Here is a 16,642-nt window from a genome sequence, read left to right on the forward strand (position 1 = left end):
CCTCCTCAGCCCTGCGCCTTCAGATCGCCACGTTCGCCGTGTAACGGATTGGATGCCGGCAAAGTGCCGGGGGTTTGAGGTTCGCCGCCCGCAGTCTGCGTGGTTTGGCGGATTGCTTTCTGCTCATCATCCTTGCGGGCAAGGCCGGAGCGCAATTGCACCAGCTTACTCAATGCGTTATACCAAAACGGCCCGCCCAGACTCAGTAGAAAAATCGACAAAATCAAACCGGGAATACTCACCAGCTTCCAATGCTTACACCAAGCATCCCGGTCAACCGGCAAACTGATCAAGCCCTGTTGAGCTAGAAAATTCAGATAATACTTTTGCTTTTCCTGATCGATGCCTTCTTTGGCTGTAACAGTCTCGTCAGCCGAGGTCTCGGTATCCTGCTCTCCGCTAGCTTTGGCAGCGGCTGGTTCAACTGCATCCTTTAGTTGCGGATCTTCGGTTAGCGAAGGGGCCAATGCCACAAAAGTCGCGCGCATTTGCTCGTCCATAGACAGCCGATTGATCAAATACACGGTGTCCAACTGCAACGCAATCGCTACCAGGGCGGCGCTGATCACGCTGACTACGCGGGTGGTGGCGGTAAATCTGACGCTGACCCGGTCAAGCAAATGGTCGAAATTCAAACAAATTTTCGCCAGAAAATCGCTGGATGCTTCTTGTAGCAAGGCATTAGCCTCACGCACGTCGTGCGCCAGTTCCGGGTTGGATTTTTCAAATTCCAGCGCCAGCATCCGCGCATTTTTTAAGGTAGCGGCCGGATCTTCGATACCATTGTCGTGCAATACCGATTTCAACTTGTCCAGCAGATCGATTTGTCCGGCGACGATTTTCTCCAACTGCTGAAACTGTTGTTTTTTGGTTTCGGCCTTTTCTTTTTTGATCTTGGCAAGCAAAGCTTCAATATCCAGGCGCTTAAAAAACAGCGGATATTCCAGGAGTTTGCTTTCCAACGCTTCCGTGGCCTGGCCAACATTGATGGTTTTATTGGCTAGCCTGGCTTTGATCTGTTCAAATTCCGTTTTGATCGACACATCGTAGCCAGCCGCTAAATCCAGCAAAATCTTGATAAATTCTTCGCGATGGATCACTTCGCCGAACTGAAAAAATTGCAACCACGCTGGCAGTCGGCAGCGACAGCGGCCGCCGATAGTCCGTTGCGTCAGGGTTAAGGCGGCGATGGCCTCGGCCTCGGTTCGGGAAAAGCGGGCATCCAACAATTCCAGCAAGTCGGCCAAACCGGTGCGCAGATTGCGGCCGCGGCTGGCCAGTAAATTCAAAATGCCCTGACTGATTAAGGTCACCGCCATGCTGACGATCAACATCACCACCGATAAACCCAGTAACACGTCGAGTGACTTCAACATTATTCTTCTCCTTTGGAAGGCCGTTGCGGCCGAATGAATCTAACATTCCCGCAAAGGCGGCGTCCAGGATTTTGGCTCTGCCGATCCAGCAGCAGCACAAACTCAAATGCCAGTCTCCACAGCCAAACGCTCCATCAAATAACACAAACAGTCCTGGCGGATGACTCGTGCGTCCAGCGTTAGCATGGACGGCATTGTTTGCCGAGTGATTTGCACTTGGCCATCCGTAACAGTCAGGAATTGCTCCGTAACCGGCTTACCGTCGTTGTCTTTGGCAATCAAGGGCATCCTGGCGCAGTCGGTTGTGCCCAACACCGTACCGGCCGGAATCTCCGTGAAATTCAGACTTTCCAATTCCGGATCAAGAAGCAGATCGGCAGTGGCATCGCTAAAGCTATAACGGACATTTTCGGCAACAGTCACTTGCGCCACCGTGTGATAAATATCCACATCCTGCTTCGCGACTGGTTGGGCCGGAAATTCATGCAAGTGCAGGCAACTGTCCAGAAATTGAAAAGCATGTTCGGTACCGTGCGGCTGGCCGGGACGGCCGCATTCCAAGGTCACCGCCGGGCAAAACTCGGCAAAGGCGCTGGATTGGGTACCCTTGGGATGGGTGAAATACACCAGCAAACGGCCGAACAGCGCACCCAGATGCAGAAAATCCTTATCCAATTTGTTGATGCAGGCGTAATGCGGATTCAGGCCGGTATTGTTATGCACATCCACACTGGCAAACACCTTGCGTTCACGCATAATCTGGCAGATCTGCGCCGCCCAAACCGTCTCCGGCGACTCGGGTAGCGCTGTGCCGGGCCAGATGCGGTTGAAATCCGGCTGGCCATCCAGCCGTCTTAGGTTAAAACGCGCCGCCTGGGTATTACCGAAAAACAGCGTCAAGCCGCGCGGCAAGCTTTGGCCGTGATATTTTTGCAGCAGCTTTTGTACTGCCAGAAAGCCGGTGAATTCGTTGCCGTGCAGCAGCACCGAGACGAATAACGTTTCCGGGCGTTTGCCGGGGAGGTGGAATAGTGTTGGTTCGGCGATTAGGGTGTGTAGGTTATTAACCGAAATATCCAGCAAACCGTTTGGCAGGCTGTCGAATTGTTTGGGGATGCAATTGGCGCGTGAAATCTGTGGCATAACGAATTTAACTGATTTGCTTGGAGCGATTCTATCGTTATTTTCAGGCTGACATAAATGAAACCGGGAAAACCACCTATGCTTACCCGGCCACAGCCTTATTAACCCGGCCCTATTTATCTCTGGTGCCCCGTTAGGGCTGAGCTCGTCGAAGCCTGAGGTGGCTGGCCCTTCGTTAAACTCAGTATCCTCAGGGCAAAGGCGAATGGCATTTCCGATCTACGCACCCGCTACATTTCACTAAATTTACATCCCGAGGTCCTTATGGATAAAGACAATACAGACAAGACTACCTATGCGCCGTTCATTCTTCTGGACTCGGGAGAATACCGGTCTCTAATACTTTCCGACCAGGATATGGTTGAGAAATTGCATGTATTCGAAGAGCGGGCTGACGAAGGCTGGAATGGCAACGGTTACGACTGGAACTCAATTGCTCAAGTCATACTATTCGAACAACTGCCCGATTTACAAGATGAGCTCGATTTCGATCCGGAGGCGGGAATGTTTTCCGCACAAGGATCACGTTCCGCGCTGGAACGTCTCGGAAAAGCAATGTCATTGGCCTTTAACAACGAAGAGGTACTTCGAGATCTGCTGTCACGGGCTGAACTTGATTGATCGGTTGGCGTAGAACAGTTGTTTATCATTCCCACGCTCCAGCGTGGGAATGTAGCCCGCACCGCTCCAGCGGTGCACATCGGGACGCTGGAGCGTCGTGCAACCCCGTTCCCACGCCGGAGCGTGGGAACAATGATGTTGTGCTTATTCATATCCCCCACCCGGCAACCGCTTCCTCGCTCCGCTGCCGCTGCAAATAAACCCGCGTCAGCTCCGCAAATTCGCCCGGATTTTCCTTGATAAACCGCCGCTGCCAGTGGCTGCCGGTCTGTTGATTGGCTAGGCGCTGGCGAATCACATCCAGATAATTCTCACAATCAGCAGTGCAGATGCCCAAAGCCTGCAAGCCCTGAACGGCACGCGGCACTAGCTCCTGCTCGATCAGCGCCGCCAACCTTAGTTTACGTTCCCCAAACCAGACGACATGGCTGTCCAAACCATGCCGCGCCGCTTGATAAAAATTATCCTTGGCTTGGGCGAAGGATAACTCCGCCCCGCCCGCTTGCCGTTCGTCGGCCAGATTTTTCACCAGTCCATAATAAAAGGCGGCGTTGGCAATCATGTCCAATACGGTCGGCCCGGCGGCAGGCGTACGGTGTTCGATGCGGATATGCGGGGTGCCGTCGGCATCAAAACCCACCAGCGGCCGGTTCCAGCGCCAGATCGTGCCGTTATGCAGGCGTAAGTGTTGAAACGCTTCCGGCGCATCGTCGAAATACTCCGGCAGCAGAACCGGAAAATGCTGCTGGTTTTCTACAAAGCATTCCAGAATCGAATGCCGGGCAAAATCGGAGCCAAAACTGACCCTGTGCAACGGGCCGTCCGCCGCGCCGGCATAGCCGCCGGTGGCAATGGCTTGCTCGAACAAGGGAATACGGGTTTCCGCCCACAAATCCTTACCAAACAAAAACGGCGCGTTGGCAGCCAACGCCACTATCGCCGCCGAAGCAATGATAGCCGCGTTGTAAACGTGATGGGCAATGTTCAAAGGACATTGGATATGCAATTGAAACGAAGTGGTGGCGGCCTCCAGCATCACATCGTGATGCTCTATTTTCAGATGGTCATGCCCGCATATATCCAGCACAATCGGCCGGCCTCGGCAGCGCAAAATCTGTTGATTCAAGGCCCGGTAGCGATTCATGTCCGACATATTGCCCAGATGCAGATCGCTTTGCTGCAAGGTTGGCAAGGTGCCTATCGCCAATAAATGCAAATCCCGTTGCCGGGCATGCTGTTCGGCTTGCTGCCAGGCGTTTTGCAAATCCTGATGCATGCGGCTGAATATGTCGCCGGTCAGCGCCAGCGGTAGCGTGTTCAGTTCGATGTTAAATTTGGCCAGTTCCGGCCCGGCCATAGGGTGGGCAAAAGAGTGCAGATAGGCCTGATTCATCGGTGCCGGCCGCATGTTGTCGTCCAGCAGCCAAGCTTCGATTTCAAAACCAGCCACCGGCTCGGCTTCCGAACAAGCGCGATTTTTAATCAGCCGGCCGAGCAGTTCGGTTTCTGCGGCTAGGCACTGGCGGAAACGCCGAAAGTCGGCATCTTGGTAGATTGCGGCATGAATTTCTTGACCCATGACATTTGCGCTCGTAGTCCGGCGGAACAGCAGGGAATAGTAAGACCATTGCAGCTAAAGCACGAATTTAATCCATTTATGCGGATTACAGATCTGCGGTTATCTGGCTGACTAAATATCGGTAACAGCAATCCTTAACCACCGCTCCAACACCTTACAAACATAGGTTTGTTCGGCGTCACTCAACTCCCTGCCTTGCGGAATTTTATGCCATTTTTCCAGGCACCCCCGGCAGCAGCAAGCGGTGGCGTGTTGCGCCACAAACACCGGATGGCCGCGAAATGGGGTTTGTTTACCGTCATTGCGCGGCTCTGCAGCAGCCAAGCGTTTTTCAACAAAGTCTCGGGCATGGTTCAATACCGTTTCCAGGCCCTTGTTGCGCAAATAATCCCGGTCTTTGGCATTCAAGCGAAACTGGCTGCGGAACCTGGATTTAGCCAAGCCGGCGAATAGTTCATCCAAATCCCGCACGGCTTCAGGCTATCTCAACACGCCCGCAGAGGGCGTGTAACTATCCAATACATGGATGTAATTGGCACGCTCATAGGCACTGGGGTCAATGGCGTGTTGCTGGCTGACGCTGCCTTTTAACTGGCTGATGGAATCGTATTCGTGTTCGATCAGCCATTGTTCCAGTTCCGCGCGGATTTCGCTGAGTTTGCCCACACCTTGCGCCAGCAATACGCTGCACAGATGCACCACGTCCGCGCCGGCCAGCAAGGCTTTGATCACATCCGCGCTGTGGTGAAAACCGCCGGTGACCGCCAAGGACAATTTCACGCGACCATATAGCAAGGCGGTCCAGCGGATACGCAACAAGGCTTCGGCTTGCGTGGACAATTGAAGTTTCGGCACCACTTCCAGCGTTTCCAAATCAATATCCGGTTGATAGAACCGGTTGAATATCGCAATACCATCGGCGCCGGCCGCTTCCAGGCGTTGTGCGAAATGAATCGGCGAACTGAATTGCGGACCAAGTTTCAGGGTCAGCGGCACGCTCACCCGGCTTTTTAACTCGCGCAGAATATCCAGATAGCGGTTTTCCACCGTTTCGCTGCTTTCATCGGCATTGGCCGCCAGATGGTAGATATTCAGTTCCAGCGCATCGGCCCCGGCTTGTTGCAAGGCTTGGCCGTATTCGATCCAGCCGCCCTGGGAAATGCCGTTCAGGCTGGCGATCACCGGAATATGCAAACTACTTTTCAAGCGTTGCAGATGTTCCAGATATTGTTCCTGGTAAGTCAAAATATGGTCCGGCACAGGATGAAAGGAATCGGCCTCGCCGTAACCGATACCCTGGCCGTAAAAAAATCGTTCCATCTGTTGCTGTTCGGCTTCGATTTTTTCTTCGAATAATGAATACATCACTAAAGCCGCAGCCCCCGCATCTTCCAACCGACGGGCACTATCCAAATCCTTGCTCAGCGGTGACGCCGACGGTACCAGGGGATGCGCCAGTTTCAGGCCCAAATAATTTGTCGTTAAATCAACCATGTTGGCTCTCCTGGGCAAGATCGGCTTTCAGTGCGGCTTTGGCGGCCGCGACGCTGGTGGCATCGCTCCATTCCAGCGCGGCCAGTTGTTGATAATAGCGGTAACGGTTTTTGACGTCCTGCTGCGCCTGTTTCAAAAACGCTTCGGCGTGATCGGGATGACTTTGCCAGAGCATGCTGAAGCGGGTTTCACTCATCACAAACTCGCGTAGCAGCACCGACGGTTCCGCGGAATCCAGTTGCATCGGATTCTTGCCTTGCTGAATGCGGCCGGGATTGAATCTAAACAAAGGCCAATGCCCGCTTTTCACCGCCAGATTTTGCTGTCTATGATTATTGGACAAATCCACACCATGGGCAATGCAAGGCGCGTAAGCGATGATGATGGAAGGGCCATTGTGGGCTTCCGCTTCCAGGAAGGCATTCAAGGTTTGCGTGTCCTTGCCGGCGTAGGCCACATGGGCGACATAGACATTACCGTAATCCATGGCCAGCAAAGCCAGGTCTTTTTTCGCGGTGGCCTTACCACCGGCCGCAAATTTAGCCACCGCACCCAGCGGTGTAGATTTGGAGGTCTGACCGCCGGTGTTGGAATACACTTCCGTATCCAACACCAGGATATTGACGTTACGGCCGCTAGCCAATACGTGATCCAGACCGCCGTAACCAATATCGTAAGCCCAGCCGTCCCCGCCGATGATCCAGACGCTTTTCTTGCAGAGATAATCGGCTAACGGTAACAAGGCCTGGGCAGCGGGTTGCTTCAAAGAGGGTAAATGCTGCTTTAATTCAGCGACGCGTTGGCGTTGTTCGTAAAGACCGGCTTCATCGGATTGGTCGGCTTGTAAAATCGCATCGACCAATTCGCCGCCCAAGGTTTCCCGCAGCGACACCAGCAATTCGGCCGCATGCTCGGCTTGCTTATCGATCGCCACCCGCATGCCTAAACCGAACTCGGCATTGTCTTCGAATAAGGAATTATTCCAGGCCGGCCCCCTGCCCTCTGGGTTCTTGGTCCAGGGCGTAGTCGGCAGATTGCCGCCGTATATCGACGAGCAACCGGTGGCGTTGGCTACCACCATCCGATCTCCGAACAGCTGCGACGCCAGTTTCACATAAGGGGTTTCGCCGCAGCCCACACAGGCGCCGGAGAATTCAAACAAAGGCTGTAATACCATCGAACCTTTTATGGTGTTGTTTTTTAGCAAACGGCGGTCATATTCCGGCAAGGACAAGAAGTAATCCCAGTTTTGGCTTTCCGGTTCGCGCAGCGGCGCTTGCGGTTGCATATTCAAAGCCTTGCGACTAGCGTTGGATTTATCGCGGATCGGACAAATATCCACGCACAAACCGCAGCCGGTGCAGTCTTCCGGCGCCACCTGATAACTAATCGACAGGCCGGCAGGAAAATCCTTACCCAGCATCGCCGCATGCTTGAAGGTTTCGGGCGCATTGCTCAGGGCTTCGTTAGGCACGATTTTGCTGCGAATCGCCGCATGCGGGCACACCATCGGGCATTTGCCACATTGGGTACACAAATCGGTTTCCCAGACCGGAATCTCTAGCGCCAGATTGCGTTTTTCGTAGGCAGCGGTGCCGGTCGGGAAGGTCCCATCGACCGGCATCGCGCTCACCGGCAAGGCGTCGCCACGGCCAGCGATGATTTCACCGGTGACGCGACGAATAAATTCGGGTGCGCTATCGGCGATCAACGCGGCAATATCGAAACCGCTGTCGGCTTGTTTCGGTAGCGGCACATGCCGCAAGCCGGCCAGGGTTTCGTCGATGGCTTTGAAGTTTAAATCGACGATGCGCTGGCCTTTTTTGCCATAGGTTTTTTCGACAGCGTGCTTAATCGCGGCAATCGCCTGTTCCTGCGGTAACACCCCGGAAATCGCGAAAAAACAAGTCTGCATGATGGTGTTGATGCGTTTACCCATCCCGGATTTTTCCGCGACCGCATTACCGTCGATCAGATAAAACCTGATTTTCTTATCCAGCATTTGCTGCTGCATCTTGCGCGGCAAGGTTTCCCAAACTTCATCAGGTGACGCGGGGCTGTTTAATAGAAACACCGCTTTGTCGGCGGCGTTGACCAGCATGTCGTATCGTTCCAGAAATACGGTTTGATGACAGCCGATAAATTGCGCGTCGTTCTCGCCGATCAAATACGTGGAACGAATCGGCTTTGGTCCAAAGCGCAGATGCGAAACGGTAATCGCGCCGGATTTTTTCGAGTCGTAAACGAAATAACCCTGGGCAAATAAATCGGTTTCTTCGCCGATGATTTTGATGGTGTTTTTGTTCGCGCCAACGGTGCCGTCGCTACCCAAACCGTAAAACATGGCCTGAAAGGTTTGATCGTGGGTATCGGTGCGGTAAGCGGGGTTCCAATCTAAGCTAGTGTGGCTGACATCGTCGTTGATGCCGACCGTGAAGTGATTTTTCGGTTTATCGTTTTTCAGTTCGTCGTAAACCGCCTTGATCATACCCGGCGTGAACTCTTTGGATGACAAGCCGTAACGACCACCCACCACTTTGGGCAGGCTGGTGAATTTTTCGCCGTCGCTGAAGGCTTGCGCCACTGCCCCCAAGACGTCTTTGTACAAAGGCTCACCGTCGGCGCCCGGTTCCTTGGTGCGATCCAGTACTGCGATTTTTCGACAGCTGGCCGGCAAGGCTTCGATCAAACGCTCCGGCGCGAACGGCCGGAACAAGCGCACTTTCAACAAACCAACCGCTTCTCCCTGGCGATTCAGATAGTCCAGGGTTTCTTCGACTGCCTCGGCGCCGGACCCCATAATTACTATCACCCGCTCGGCTTGCGGCGAACCGACGTATTCGAACAAGCGATATTGGCGACCGGTCAAACCAGCGAGCCGGTCCATGGTTTGTTGCGCAATCTCCGGCAACGCAGCGTAGTAAGGGTTGACCGATTCCCGGCCCTGGAAATACACATCCGGATTTTGCGCAGTACCGCGCAGCACCGGATTATCCGGGGTCAAAGCTCGGCCGCGATGCTCGCTAACCCAGTTGTCGTCTATCATCGCCCGGATGACGCCGTCGTCAATCTCAACAATTTTGGCGACCTCGTGCGAGGTGCGGAAACCGTCGAAAAAATGCATGAACGGTATGCGGCTTTGTAAGGCCACGGCATGTGCCACCAAGGCCAAATCCTGCACTTCTTGCGGCGAATTGGAACACAACATGGCGTAGCCCGTCATCCGCGCCGACATCACATCGCTGTGATCGCCGAAGATAGACAGGCCCTGACAAGCCAGCGAGCGGGCGGCAATATGAAACACGGTCGGGCTCAGTTCGCCGGCGATTTTGTACATATTCGGCAGCATCAACAATAAGCCTTGCGAGGCAGTGAAGGTGGTGGCCAAGGTACCGGCTTGCAGCGCGCCATGAATGGTGCCAGCCGCGCCGGCCTCGCTTTGCAGTTCGACCACGCGGGGCACAGTACCCCAAAGATTGGGTTGATCGCGAGACGCCCATTCGTCAGCCCATTCACCCATCGCCGAGGACGGGGTGATGGGGTAAATCGCAATCACTTCATTGAGTTTGTAGGCAATACTGGCCGCAGCCTGATTGCCGTCGATGGTGAGGGTTTGCTTTTGCATGGAATAACCTTTTCAGGAAATAAAACGGGGGAGCCGCCGGGCAAGTGCCGGCGGCTGTTTTTCTAAGATGCTCTAAGCATAGTCAAAAAATGCCTGACTAATTTTTAGTCAATTTAAAGATGTCCCAAACAGGACGGGCGATTGGCTGGTTTGCTCACGATTTGATCACAAGTTTATCCACAACTTCTGTGTATAACTGTACTTTTGGACAATGGCTGCCTGCGAAAACAATAGCCCCTAACCCATAAATTCAAGCTTGTTAATCCTCCCCCGGCAGCTTATCGGCCACCTAAAACTCGCAGTTCCTTAGTTTATTCAGACCAGTCGTCGCGCAGTACGATAGGCATCACTTTATCTTCGACTTCAATCACTGCCTTATTTAACACCACCAATTGTTTGTCCTCGACGAACTGCACACCCAACATATAAAAAATCGGCCCCCAAAACGGGTTGATCATCAAGCCACCAAGTATGCTTTTCCCGGTGCGTTGCAAATTTTTTAATGGGTTAAAAGCGACAGCCAGCGTTTGCTGGGGATGCTCGGCAAATACGTCCGTTATCGGCTTAAACGTGTGTTTATCCCGGCTTTCCAGCTCCGCCAAGGAAACCGAAAGCTTACGAGCCATTTTGTAAAAATGCAGACGCGCCGCGGTGGCCGATACCGCAAAGGCAATAGCCATCAGCGGTAACAGAATACTGGGCGGCAACAAGGGGGCGAAAGCCGGCGCCAGCAACACCAAACCATAACCCAACATCACCGTATCTTCACCGCGTTCGACATCGCGGTCCAGATTTTTAACGATACCAACCACTTGATTGCCGGACTGATCCAAATAACCTTTGTCTTGAGCCATATTCGTCTCCTTCAGGTTGAATGTGCAGGGTCTTGATTAGATGCCTGCGGATAAAAAAAGTCAACTGCCAAACCGATGCCCGATTTAATACACTACGGCTCGCCAACACCCCACTTTGCTTGCAGATAATCGCGGCGCGTATCGAAAATACGCTGCAACTTGTAGCCGATAAACCCATGTAGCAATTGTCCCAGCCAACCTAAGGGCATCGTATAAAACACGATGTCTTCCAGAACGACGCCCTCTTCGCAATTGCTTAGGCAAACCTCATGGCTCCAGAATCCGAAAGGACCGACCGCCTGCTGATAGACAAACCGATTCGGCTTATCGCAGTGACTGACTTCCGATAACCAGGACATGGGCACACCAAACACAGCCTTCATCCGATATCGAATCAGCAAGCCCGGGTAAATATCCTCGGGCACCGGCGAAGTAATATCGACATGAAAAAACTCAGGCGTAATTTGATTTAGATAGTGCGGAGACGAGAAGAAATCCCACGCCTGCTGCTGACTAAGCGCCAAGCGTTGCTGCCGGTGGATGTGATAAATTTTCATATTAATTGCGGATAACGATGCCGAACTACTGCGATAGTCAGCAATCTACCGTAAATTTTTTTTTGCGGTAGTGCTGCTTATGCAGCGCAGTCACGCGGATGCACAAGTCCGGAAATCAACTCGCCCATAGGTGAAACAACAGATCGGATAAACCCAAATAAACCGATGACTATTTAGTCTTTCCGCTTTCTTCCTTAATTTCCGCGATTAGATCGCCGAGGTTTTCGCGCTGTCTCAACACGAAATTCCGGCTTTCCTCGGCGGTGCGACCACCCAGCACGATGATGTCTTTGCGATGTTTATGCGCCAGATACCCCGCCAGCAAACCACCTGAGAATAAAGCGAGCGGGTGGCGGATCAGCGCTCGCGTGATGCTTTTGCTGGCGTGCGTCAACCCGGAAATAACGATGCCCATCACCACACCTTTGACCAGAATCTCGCCATTGGTTGGCGGCGCCATTCTGCCTTTCTTGCCTTTGCGCGTTGGCGACTTCTTAACTTTCTCGGCCACAGCTTGGTTTACTATTTTTGCTTGCGTCATACCCCTGTCTCCTAAAAAACAACACGCCAACTAACAGCATAATCCAAAACAGGCAAAACTGAATCCTGTTAACCGCCGCCAGCACTATTCACAGTTTTACTGACTAACTGCTGCTTAGCGCTCGGATCGGCGGCCTTGCTCAAAGCAGTCTGCAACAATTCATCTTGACCATAAATGTCCGGGTAAAAGCGCGGTTTATCATCAAGACCCACAAAAACAGTGGTATAAAAAAATAACACCGGTATCGATTTTTTCAGAGTGACTCGCTGGGTTTTAGGCCCGGCCATGGCCTGCTGTATGGTTTGCTGATCCCACTCGCTTTGGTCGCCGAGCACAAATTCCGCCAGCTTTCCAGCTTCCGCCACTCTAACGCAGCCGTGGCTGAGATCGCGGCGATCCCGGTTAAACGCCGCTTTGCCCGGCGTATCATGCAAATACACATCGGCCTTGTTCGGGAAAATAAATTTCACCCGCCCCAAGGGATTGTTACTGCCGGGGCGTTGTCTGGCGCGCACCCGCCCGCTCTTGATTTCGTCGACGATGCTGTCCTGATTTTCCTCTTCATCGTCGTCGGCGTCACGTCCCACCAACTCTATATCCTGATTCGCCAGAAACTCTTCATCGCTCACTAGCTTGGGCAGCATTTCCTTGTCCATAATGCTTTTCGGGATATTCCAATACGGCATGAATTCCAGATATTTCATGTCCTCCCAGAGTACCGGCGTCTGATTTTGCTCGGCTTTGCCGACGATGACTTTCATCGTCAAAGGCTGTTGATCGTCGCGAGAATTGAAAGCCCATAACTGAAACGCCGGAATATTCACAAATATCCTCGGCCCTTCCGGCAACTCCGGCATCCAACGCAAACGCTCCATGGCTAATTCAAGCATCGCAATTTTTTCGGCCGGCGTTTGATTCAATAAGGCCAGGGTTTGCTTACCGATCACCCCATCGGCTTTTAAGCCTTGTTGCTGCTGTAAGCGTTGCACTGCTTCCGTCGCGGCCGCATCGTAAAGTGTTTCCGTGTTGCCGGCACCGACAACGTCTTCCGCTTTCAACACACCCAACTCCAACAGACGCCGGCGTAACTCGGGCAATTGCGCGTCTTGCTCGCCTGGGCGCAACGATTTCGCCAAAAGTAGTTTTGGCTTCTGCGCCCCAGTATTTTGCTGTCGATAAGCCGCCAACAAAGTCTTTAACTGCTGATATTGCTTGAGTTTTGGCGCCAGCGCCGCCGGCAGTTCGGCAAGGGATTGTTGTTGAATATGTTGGTTCAGCGATACCGCCACCTCGCTTGCCGATTTGGCGGCAAACTGTGGGGGATAATTGAAGTCGCGCGGATCAACCCGGCCAATATGCAGATCATGCGCGTAATGCACCAATGCTATCGACAAAGCCACGTCGTAAGAGACCAACTGCGTCGTTGCAGTGTGTGGCAGCGCAGCGGCTTGTTGTATGTAGCCGCGCAAACGCTCGACTTCGTAAACGTCCGGATTTAAACCATCGACTTTGGCATTGCTTAACAGACTCAAAGCGTCTTCGCGATTTTTCGCGGCCCGACCTTCGCCCAGCCAAATCAGCTGGTTGGCATTCATCTGATACAACTGCTTCAGAGCATCGCTATACTGCGAAAAATCCGCTTGCGCCAGTAAAGGCTGCTGTTTGCCGGCTAGTAACGATTGTATGGCTTGCCCTACGGAAGGCTCCGGGCTCTGGCTGCTGGCGGATTGCGAAAAAACATACAACAGCATCAGTACCGTCAGCAGATACGGTGGAAAATTGCGCCATGTTGTTTGATTACTGCTTGATACGGCTTGCTGGGTCATGATTTTTGCAAGTTCAAATTCGGACAAAGGTTGCCATATTGACAAAATACGGGCTCAAGTTCTAGTTTTGCCTTATGAAAAAGGCTTAATGCCATACAGTTCTCCGATCATTGCCGCACCCTAAAAAGTTTCGGCTAAAGTGATGTTGCTATCGGCAAAATACCGTGCAGGCTCAAGTTTCACAAGTTTGGATCAAGCTGTTCAGAACATGTCGATCAGCATGTACGCTAGCTAACAAAATAAGCTCAACCGCCTGTTTGTAAATGATTTTTGCCGATTTAGCAGATATCTGTATAAGAATTTACCGATTAACGGACAGGCGTATCGCGCTAGAATAGCCGCGTAAATTCTGTTTCAGCACCCATCCACGCCTATCGTTTTCATGCATCCCCATCCAGAACCTGAGCAAACCCCTAACGCCAGACAGCTGAATAGCGATTGCCGCTGCTCGTCGCTAAATCGCACAGCGCTACGTCGCGAACTGAACAAGCTGGACGGAAACGGCGATTTGTATCGGATGATTGCGGAGGAACGGCCGAATTTGTTTGCCGAGTCTGCGGTGTTTATCGATCAAGCTTGCCTGGATCAACAATTGGCAATCATCGCTGCACTGGAACGGGTGATTGCACTACCGGCGTATCAACAACAGGTACTTACATACGCACCGGACGCGGCGCGGTTTTTAGCCAAAGCCCATGGCGTATTTCTAGGCTACGACTTTCATTTGAGCGCTGACGGCCCAAAACTAATCGAAATCAATTCCAATGCCGGCGGCGCGATGATTAATGCATTATTGATTCGCGCGCAAAACAGCTGTTGCGAAATCGCCGGCAACCAGCAGCCTGGCTCACTTAAATTGCCTGGGCAGGATACTCGGCCAGCCGAAACCTTATTTATCGACATGTTTTACCGGGAGTGGCGCGCGGAGCGTGGCTTGGCGCCGCTGCGCAGCATTGCCATTGTCGATGAAGACCCAGAAAATCAATACTTGTGGCCGGAGTTTCTGTTGTTTAAACAGTTGTTCGAACAACATAAAATCAAAACCGTAGTCTGCGACCCCAGGGCCTTGCGCTATGACGACGGCGCACTTTGGCACGGTGATCTGCAAATCGATCTGGTTTATAACCGCTTGACCGACTTTGGCTTGGAATCGCTGGAATGCCGGACTTTACGGGAAGCCTATTTAGCTGGTGCGGCCGTGCTGACGCCGCACCCCAGAAATCATGCGCTGTATGCCGACAAAAGGAATCTGGTTTGGCTAAGCAACGACGAGTTTCTGCGTACAATCGGCGTCGATGAGCGCACCCGAATACTATTGCGAGAAGGTATTGCCAGCACGGTGCTGGTTGATGCGCAAAATGCCGATCAGTTCTGGGCCGAACGTAAGCAGCTGTTTTTCAAACCCGCCAGAGGCTATGGCAGTAAAGCGGCGTATCGCGGCGATAAATTGACCCGGCGCGTTTTCGAGGATATTTTGCAACACGATTATGTCGCGCAGACGCTGGTAAAACCCAGCGAACGGCATCTGGATGCCGGCGAGCTAAAACTGGATTTGCGCCACTATGTCTATCAAGGCCAAACCCAATTGCTCTGCGCCCGCCTCTACCAAGGCCAAACCACCAACTTTCGCACGCCGGGCGGCGGTTTCGCGCAGGTGGTGGTAGTGCCATAACGCACAGGAAAAGAGATGGAACCCGGCAAAGCACTAATCGTTATCGGCGCGGCCATCCTGGTGATCGGCTTGATTCTTAATTATGCCCCATGGTTGCTGAATTGGTTCGGCAAGCTGCCTGGGGACATTCGGATTCAGAATAAAAACAGCTTCGTGTTTATACCGATTACATCGATGATTGTGGCCAGCGTGCTGATCACGTTACTGGCCAATTTATTTTTCAGAAAATAAGCTTTCGCACAGCGAGAAAAAATCATGAGCAAACTGGTGATATACAACCACGGCAAGGACAGTATTCCCTGGGGCGAAAAACCCTTGGCATTGGCGGAGGTCGCCAAACGGCAAGGGTTTGAATTTATCAGCCCGGATTATCAAGCCAGCAACGATCCGGACTGGCGGGTACAACAGCTGTTAGCGCTGGATGTATCGGGACATGAAACGATAGTGCTGGTGGGCTCCAGCATGGGTGCTTATGTTTCGACCGTCGCGGCGGAAATCATCAAGCCGAAGGGCTTGTTTTTGATCGCGCCGGCATTCTATTTGCCGGGCTACGCGCGGACCGAGTTTAAACCAACAACAGCCAATATCGAGGTATTTCACGGCTGGGAAGATGATGTGGTACCACCGGAAAACGCCTGGCGCTTCTGCCGCGAACATCGCGCGCGTCTGCATATATTGGATGCCGACCACCGCTTATTAAGCATATTGCCGATAATGGCGACTGCTTTCTCGCGATTTCTCGGCGATTGCGCCGCTTAATATCCAGGGAAAATCCAATGAGCGATTACAAAAAATACCATTGCCAGGAATGCGAACACATTTACGACGAAGCCAAGGGCGATCCGGATAGCGGCATTGCGCCCGGCACCCGCTGGGAGGACATCCCCGACGACTGGGACTGTCCGATTTGCGGCGCGCCGAAAAGTTTTTTCAAGTTACTGGAATATTGAGCGCTCCGATCAGGCAATCTCAGTACATACCGTTACCGAGCAAAGCCCCGGCGGCGGCACCAATGCCGGCGGCTATCGGGTCGCCATTTCCGAGCTGATAGCCCATTGCACTACCGACCATCCCACCTAACAAGCCCTGCGGCGAACGCTGGTCGTAGCCGTAATAAGCCGGTGGCGGTGGTGGCGCGTAATACCGAGGAGCCGGCACATATTCAACGACCGGGGCGGGTTGATAATAAACCACTTCTTCCCGGTACATCGGCCGATAATGCCCGTGATGATGGTGGCCATGATGATGCCCCCAATGCTCATGGTCGGCCAACGCAGCAGACGAAACCAATAAACCCAAAACGATGACTGTTGTTGTTTTTAACATCGCAAACCTCCTGTTAAACAATTATTTG

Annotated in this window: 16 protein-coding genes; 5 read left to right on the plus strand and 11 right to left on the minus strand. The window is 52.8% G+C overall.

The window, feature by feature from the left end; translation table 11 throughout:
• Positions 1-5 precede the first annotated feature (5 nt).
• Together JWZ98_RS14870 and JWZ98_RS14875 are read right to left on the minus strand one after the other, a co-directional pair.
• Positions 6-1,376, minus strand: coding sequence for a hypothetical protein (locus tag JWZ98_RS14870; RefSeq protein WP_205450686.1), 1,371 nt, complete (start codon positions 1,374-1,376; stop codon positions 6-8).
• A gap of 102 nt (positions 1,377-1,478) precedes the next feature.
• A complete protein-coding gene (locus tag JWZ98_RS14875; protein ID WP_205450687.1) occupies positions 1,479-2,519 on the minus strand; it encodes a M14 family metallopeptidase in 1,041 nt (346 codons plus the stop codon).
• A gap of 264 nt (positions 2,520-2,783) precedes the next feature.
• Here JWZ98_RS14875 and JWZ98_RS14880 point away from each other — a divergent pair, with 264 nt between their 5' ends.
• Positions 2,784-3,140, plus strand: a complete 357-nt coding sequence (locus JWZ98_RS14880) for an Imm51 family immunity protein (protein WP_033155298.1) — start codon at positions 2,784-2,786, stop codon at positions 3,138-3,140.
• A 148-nt stretch (positions 3,141-3,288) separates the two neighbouring features.
• Here the strand turns inward: JWZ98_RS14880 and JWZ98_RS14885 are convergent, their stop codons facing one another.
• From JWZ98_RS14885 to JWZ98_RS14920, 8 genes are all read right to left on the minus strand, one after another.
• Positions 3,289-4,719 carry a glutamate--cysteine ligase gene (locus tag JWZ98_RS14885; RefSeq protein ID WP_205450688.1) on the minus strand — a complete coding sequence of 477 codons (1,431 nt, stop codon included), beginning with the start codon at positions 4,717-4,719 and terminating at the stop codon, positions 3,289-3,291.
• Between the two features lie 111 nt (positions 4,720-4,830).
• Positions 4,831-5,190: a DUF4186 domain-containing protein gene (locus tag JWZ98_RS14890; RefSeq protein ID WP_205450689.1), complete on the minus strand. Its 360-nt coding sequence runs from the start codon at positions 5,188-5,190 to the stop codon at positions 4,831-4,833.
• 9 nt (positions 5,191-5,199) lie between these two features.
• Positions 5,200-6,213: a dihydroorotate dehydrogenase-like protein gene (locus tag JWZ98_RS14895; RefSeq protein ID WP_205450690.1), complete on the minus strand. Its 1,014-nt coding sequence runs from the start codon at positions 6,211-6,213 to the stop codon at positions 5,200-5,202.
• Positions 6,206-9,838: a pyruvate:ferredoxin (flavodoxin) oxidoreductase gene (gene nifJ, locus JWZ98_RS14900; RefSeq protein WP_205450691.1), complete on the minus strand. Its 3,633-nt coding sequence runs from the start codon at positions 9,836-9,838 to the stop codon at positions 6,206-6,208. Before nifJ ends, JWZ98_RS14895 begins: the two co-directional genes overlap by 8 nt.
• 311 nt (positions 9,839-10,149) lie before the next feature.
• Entirely contained in the window at positions 10,150-10,692 is a 543-nt protein-coding gene (locus tag JWZ98_RS14905; protein WP_205450692.1) for a hypothetical protein, read from the minus strand.
• A 92-nt stretch (positions 10,693-10,784) separates the two neighbouring features.
• Positions 10,785-11,249, minus strand: coding sequence for an SRPBCC family protein (locus JWZ98_RS14910; RefSeq protein WP_205450693.1), 465 nt, complete (start codon positions 11,247-11,249; stop codon positions 10,785-10,787).
• A 169-nt stretch (positions 11,250-11,418) separates the two neighbouring features.
• On the minus strand, positions 11,419-11,790 hold the full coding sequence (locus JWZ98_RS14915) for a hypothetical protein (RefSeq protein WP_205450694.1): 372 nt from the start codon (positions 11,788-11,790) through the stop codon (positions 11,419-11,421).
• 68 nt (positions 11,791-11,858) lie between these two features.
• Positions 11,859-13,616, minus strand: coding sequence for a L,D-transpeptidase family protein (locus JWZ98_RS14920; RefSeq protein WP_205450695.1), 1,758 nt, complete (start codon positions 13,614-13,616; stop codon positions 11,859-11,861).
• A gap of 382 nt (positions 13,617-13,998) precedes the next feature.
• Between JWZ98_RS14920 and JWZ98_RS14925 the strand changes: the two genes are divergently transcribed.
• Genes JWZ98_RS14925 through JWZ98_RS14940 form a run of 4 tightly spaced genes read left to right on the plus strand, consistent with a single transcriptional unit; the run spans position 13,999 to position 16,238 of the window.
• The gene (locus JWZ98_RS14925; protein WP_033155306.1) at positions 13,999-15,288 is read left to right on the plus strand and encodes a hypothetical protein; all 1,290 of its coding nucleotides are present in this window, start codon (positions 13,999-14,001) and stop codon (positions 15,286-15,288) included.
• Between the two features lie 15 nt (positions 15,289-15,303).
• A complete protein-coding gene (locus JWZ98_RS14930; RefSeq protein ID WP_033155307.1) occupies positions 15,304-15,519 on the plus strand; it encodes a DUF2905 domain-containing protein in 216 nt (71 codons plus the stop codon).
• Between the two features lie 24 nt (positions 15,520-15,543).
• Positions 15,544-16,047, plus strand: coding sequence for a YqiA/YcfP family alpha/beta fold hydrolase (locus tag JWZ98_RS14935; protein WP_101055280.1), 504 nt, complete (start codon positions 15,544-15,546; stop codon positions 16,045-16,047).
• A 17-nt stretch (positions 16,048-16,064) separates the two neighbouring features.
• Positions 16,065-16,238 (plus strand): rubredoxin, encoded by a 174-nt coding sequence (locus tag JWZ98_RS14940; RefSeq protein WP_033155309.1) that lies wholly within the window; start codon positions 16,065-16,067, stop codon positions 16,236-16,238.
• Between the two features lie 19 nt (positions 16,239-16,257).
• On the opposite strand, the gene JWZ98_RS14945 is transcribed toward JWZ98_RS14940, so the two are convergent.
• Complete coding sequence (locus JWZ98_RS14945) at positions 16,258-16,614, minus strand: hypothetical protein (protein ID WP_033155310.1); 357 nt, start codon at positions 16,612-16,614, stop codon at positions 16,258-16,260.
• Positions 16,615-16,642: the final 28 nt, after the last annotated feature.

This window comes from Methylomonas sp. EFPC1, assembly GCF_016925515.1.
Taxonomy (GTDB): domain Bacteria; phylum Pseudomonadota; class Gammaproteobacteria; order Methylococcales; family Methylomonadaceae; genus Methylomonas; species Methylomonas defluvii.

Bases quoted from the DNA above. Each gene is read 5' to 3' on its own strand.
- JWZ98_RS14870 (WP_205450686.1), bottom strand. From the start codon at position 1,376: ATGTTGAAGTCACTCGACGTGTTACTGGGTTTATCGGTGGTGATGTTG.
- JWZ98_RS14875 (WP_205450687.1), bottom strand. From the start codon at position 2,519: ATGCCACAGATTTCACGCGCCAATTGCATCCCCAAACAATTCGACAGC.
- JWZ98_RS14880 (WP_033155298.1), top strand. From the start codon at position 2,784: ATGGATAAAGACAATACAGACAAGACTACCTATGCGCCGTTCATTCTT.
- JWZ98_RS14885 (WP_205450688.1), bottom strand. From the start codon at position 4,719: ATGGGTCAAGAAATTCATGCCGCAATCTACCAAGATGCCGACTTTCGG.
- JWZ98_RS14895 (WP_205450690.1), bottom strand. From the start codon at position 6,213: ATGGTTGATTTAACGACAAATTATTTGGGCCTGAAACTGGCGCATCCC.
- nifJ (WP_205450691.1), bottom strand. From the start codon at position 9,838: ATGCAAAAGCAAACCCTCACCATCGACGGCAATCAGGCTGCGGCCAGT.
- JWZ98_RS14905 (WP_205450692.1), bottom strand. From the start codon at position 10,692: ATGGCTCAAGACAAAGGTTATTTGGATCAGTCCGGCAATCAAGTGGTT.
- JWZ98_RS14910 (WP_205450693.1), bottom strand. From the start codon at position 11,249: ATGAAAATTTATCACATCCACCGGCAGCAACGCTTGGCGCTTAGTCAG.
- JWZ98_RS14915 (WP_205450694.1), bottom strand. From the start codon at position 11,790: ATGACGCAAGCAAAAATAGTAAACCAAGCTGTGGCCGAGAAAGTTAAG.
- JWZ98_RS14920 (WP_205450695.1), bottom strand. From the start codon at position 13,616: ATGACCCAGCAAGCCGTATCAAGCAGTAATCAAACAACATGGCGCAAT.
- JWZ98_RS14925 (WP_033155306.1), top strand. From the start codon at position 13,999: ATGCATCCCCATCCAGAACCTGAGCAAACCCCTAACGCCAGACAGCTG.
- JWZ98_RS14930 (WP_033155307.1), top strand. From the start codon at position 15,304: ATGGAACCCGGCAAAGCACTAATCGTTATCGGCGCGGCCATCCTGGTG.
- JWZ98_RS14935 (WP_101055280.1), top strand. From the start codon at position 15,544: ATGAGCAAACTGGTGATATACAACCACGGCAAGGACAGTATTCCCTGG.
- JWZ98_RS14940 (WP_033155309.1), top strand. From the start codon at position 16,065: ATGAGCGATTACAAAAAATACCATTGCCAGGAATGCGAACACATTTAC.
- JWZ98_RS14945 (WP_033155310.1), bottom strand. From the start codon at position 16,614: ATGTTAAAAACAACAACAGTCATCGTTTTGGGTTTATTGGTTTCGTCT.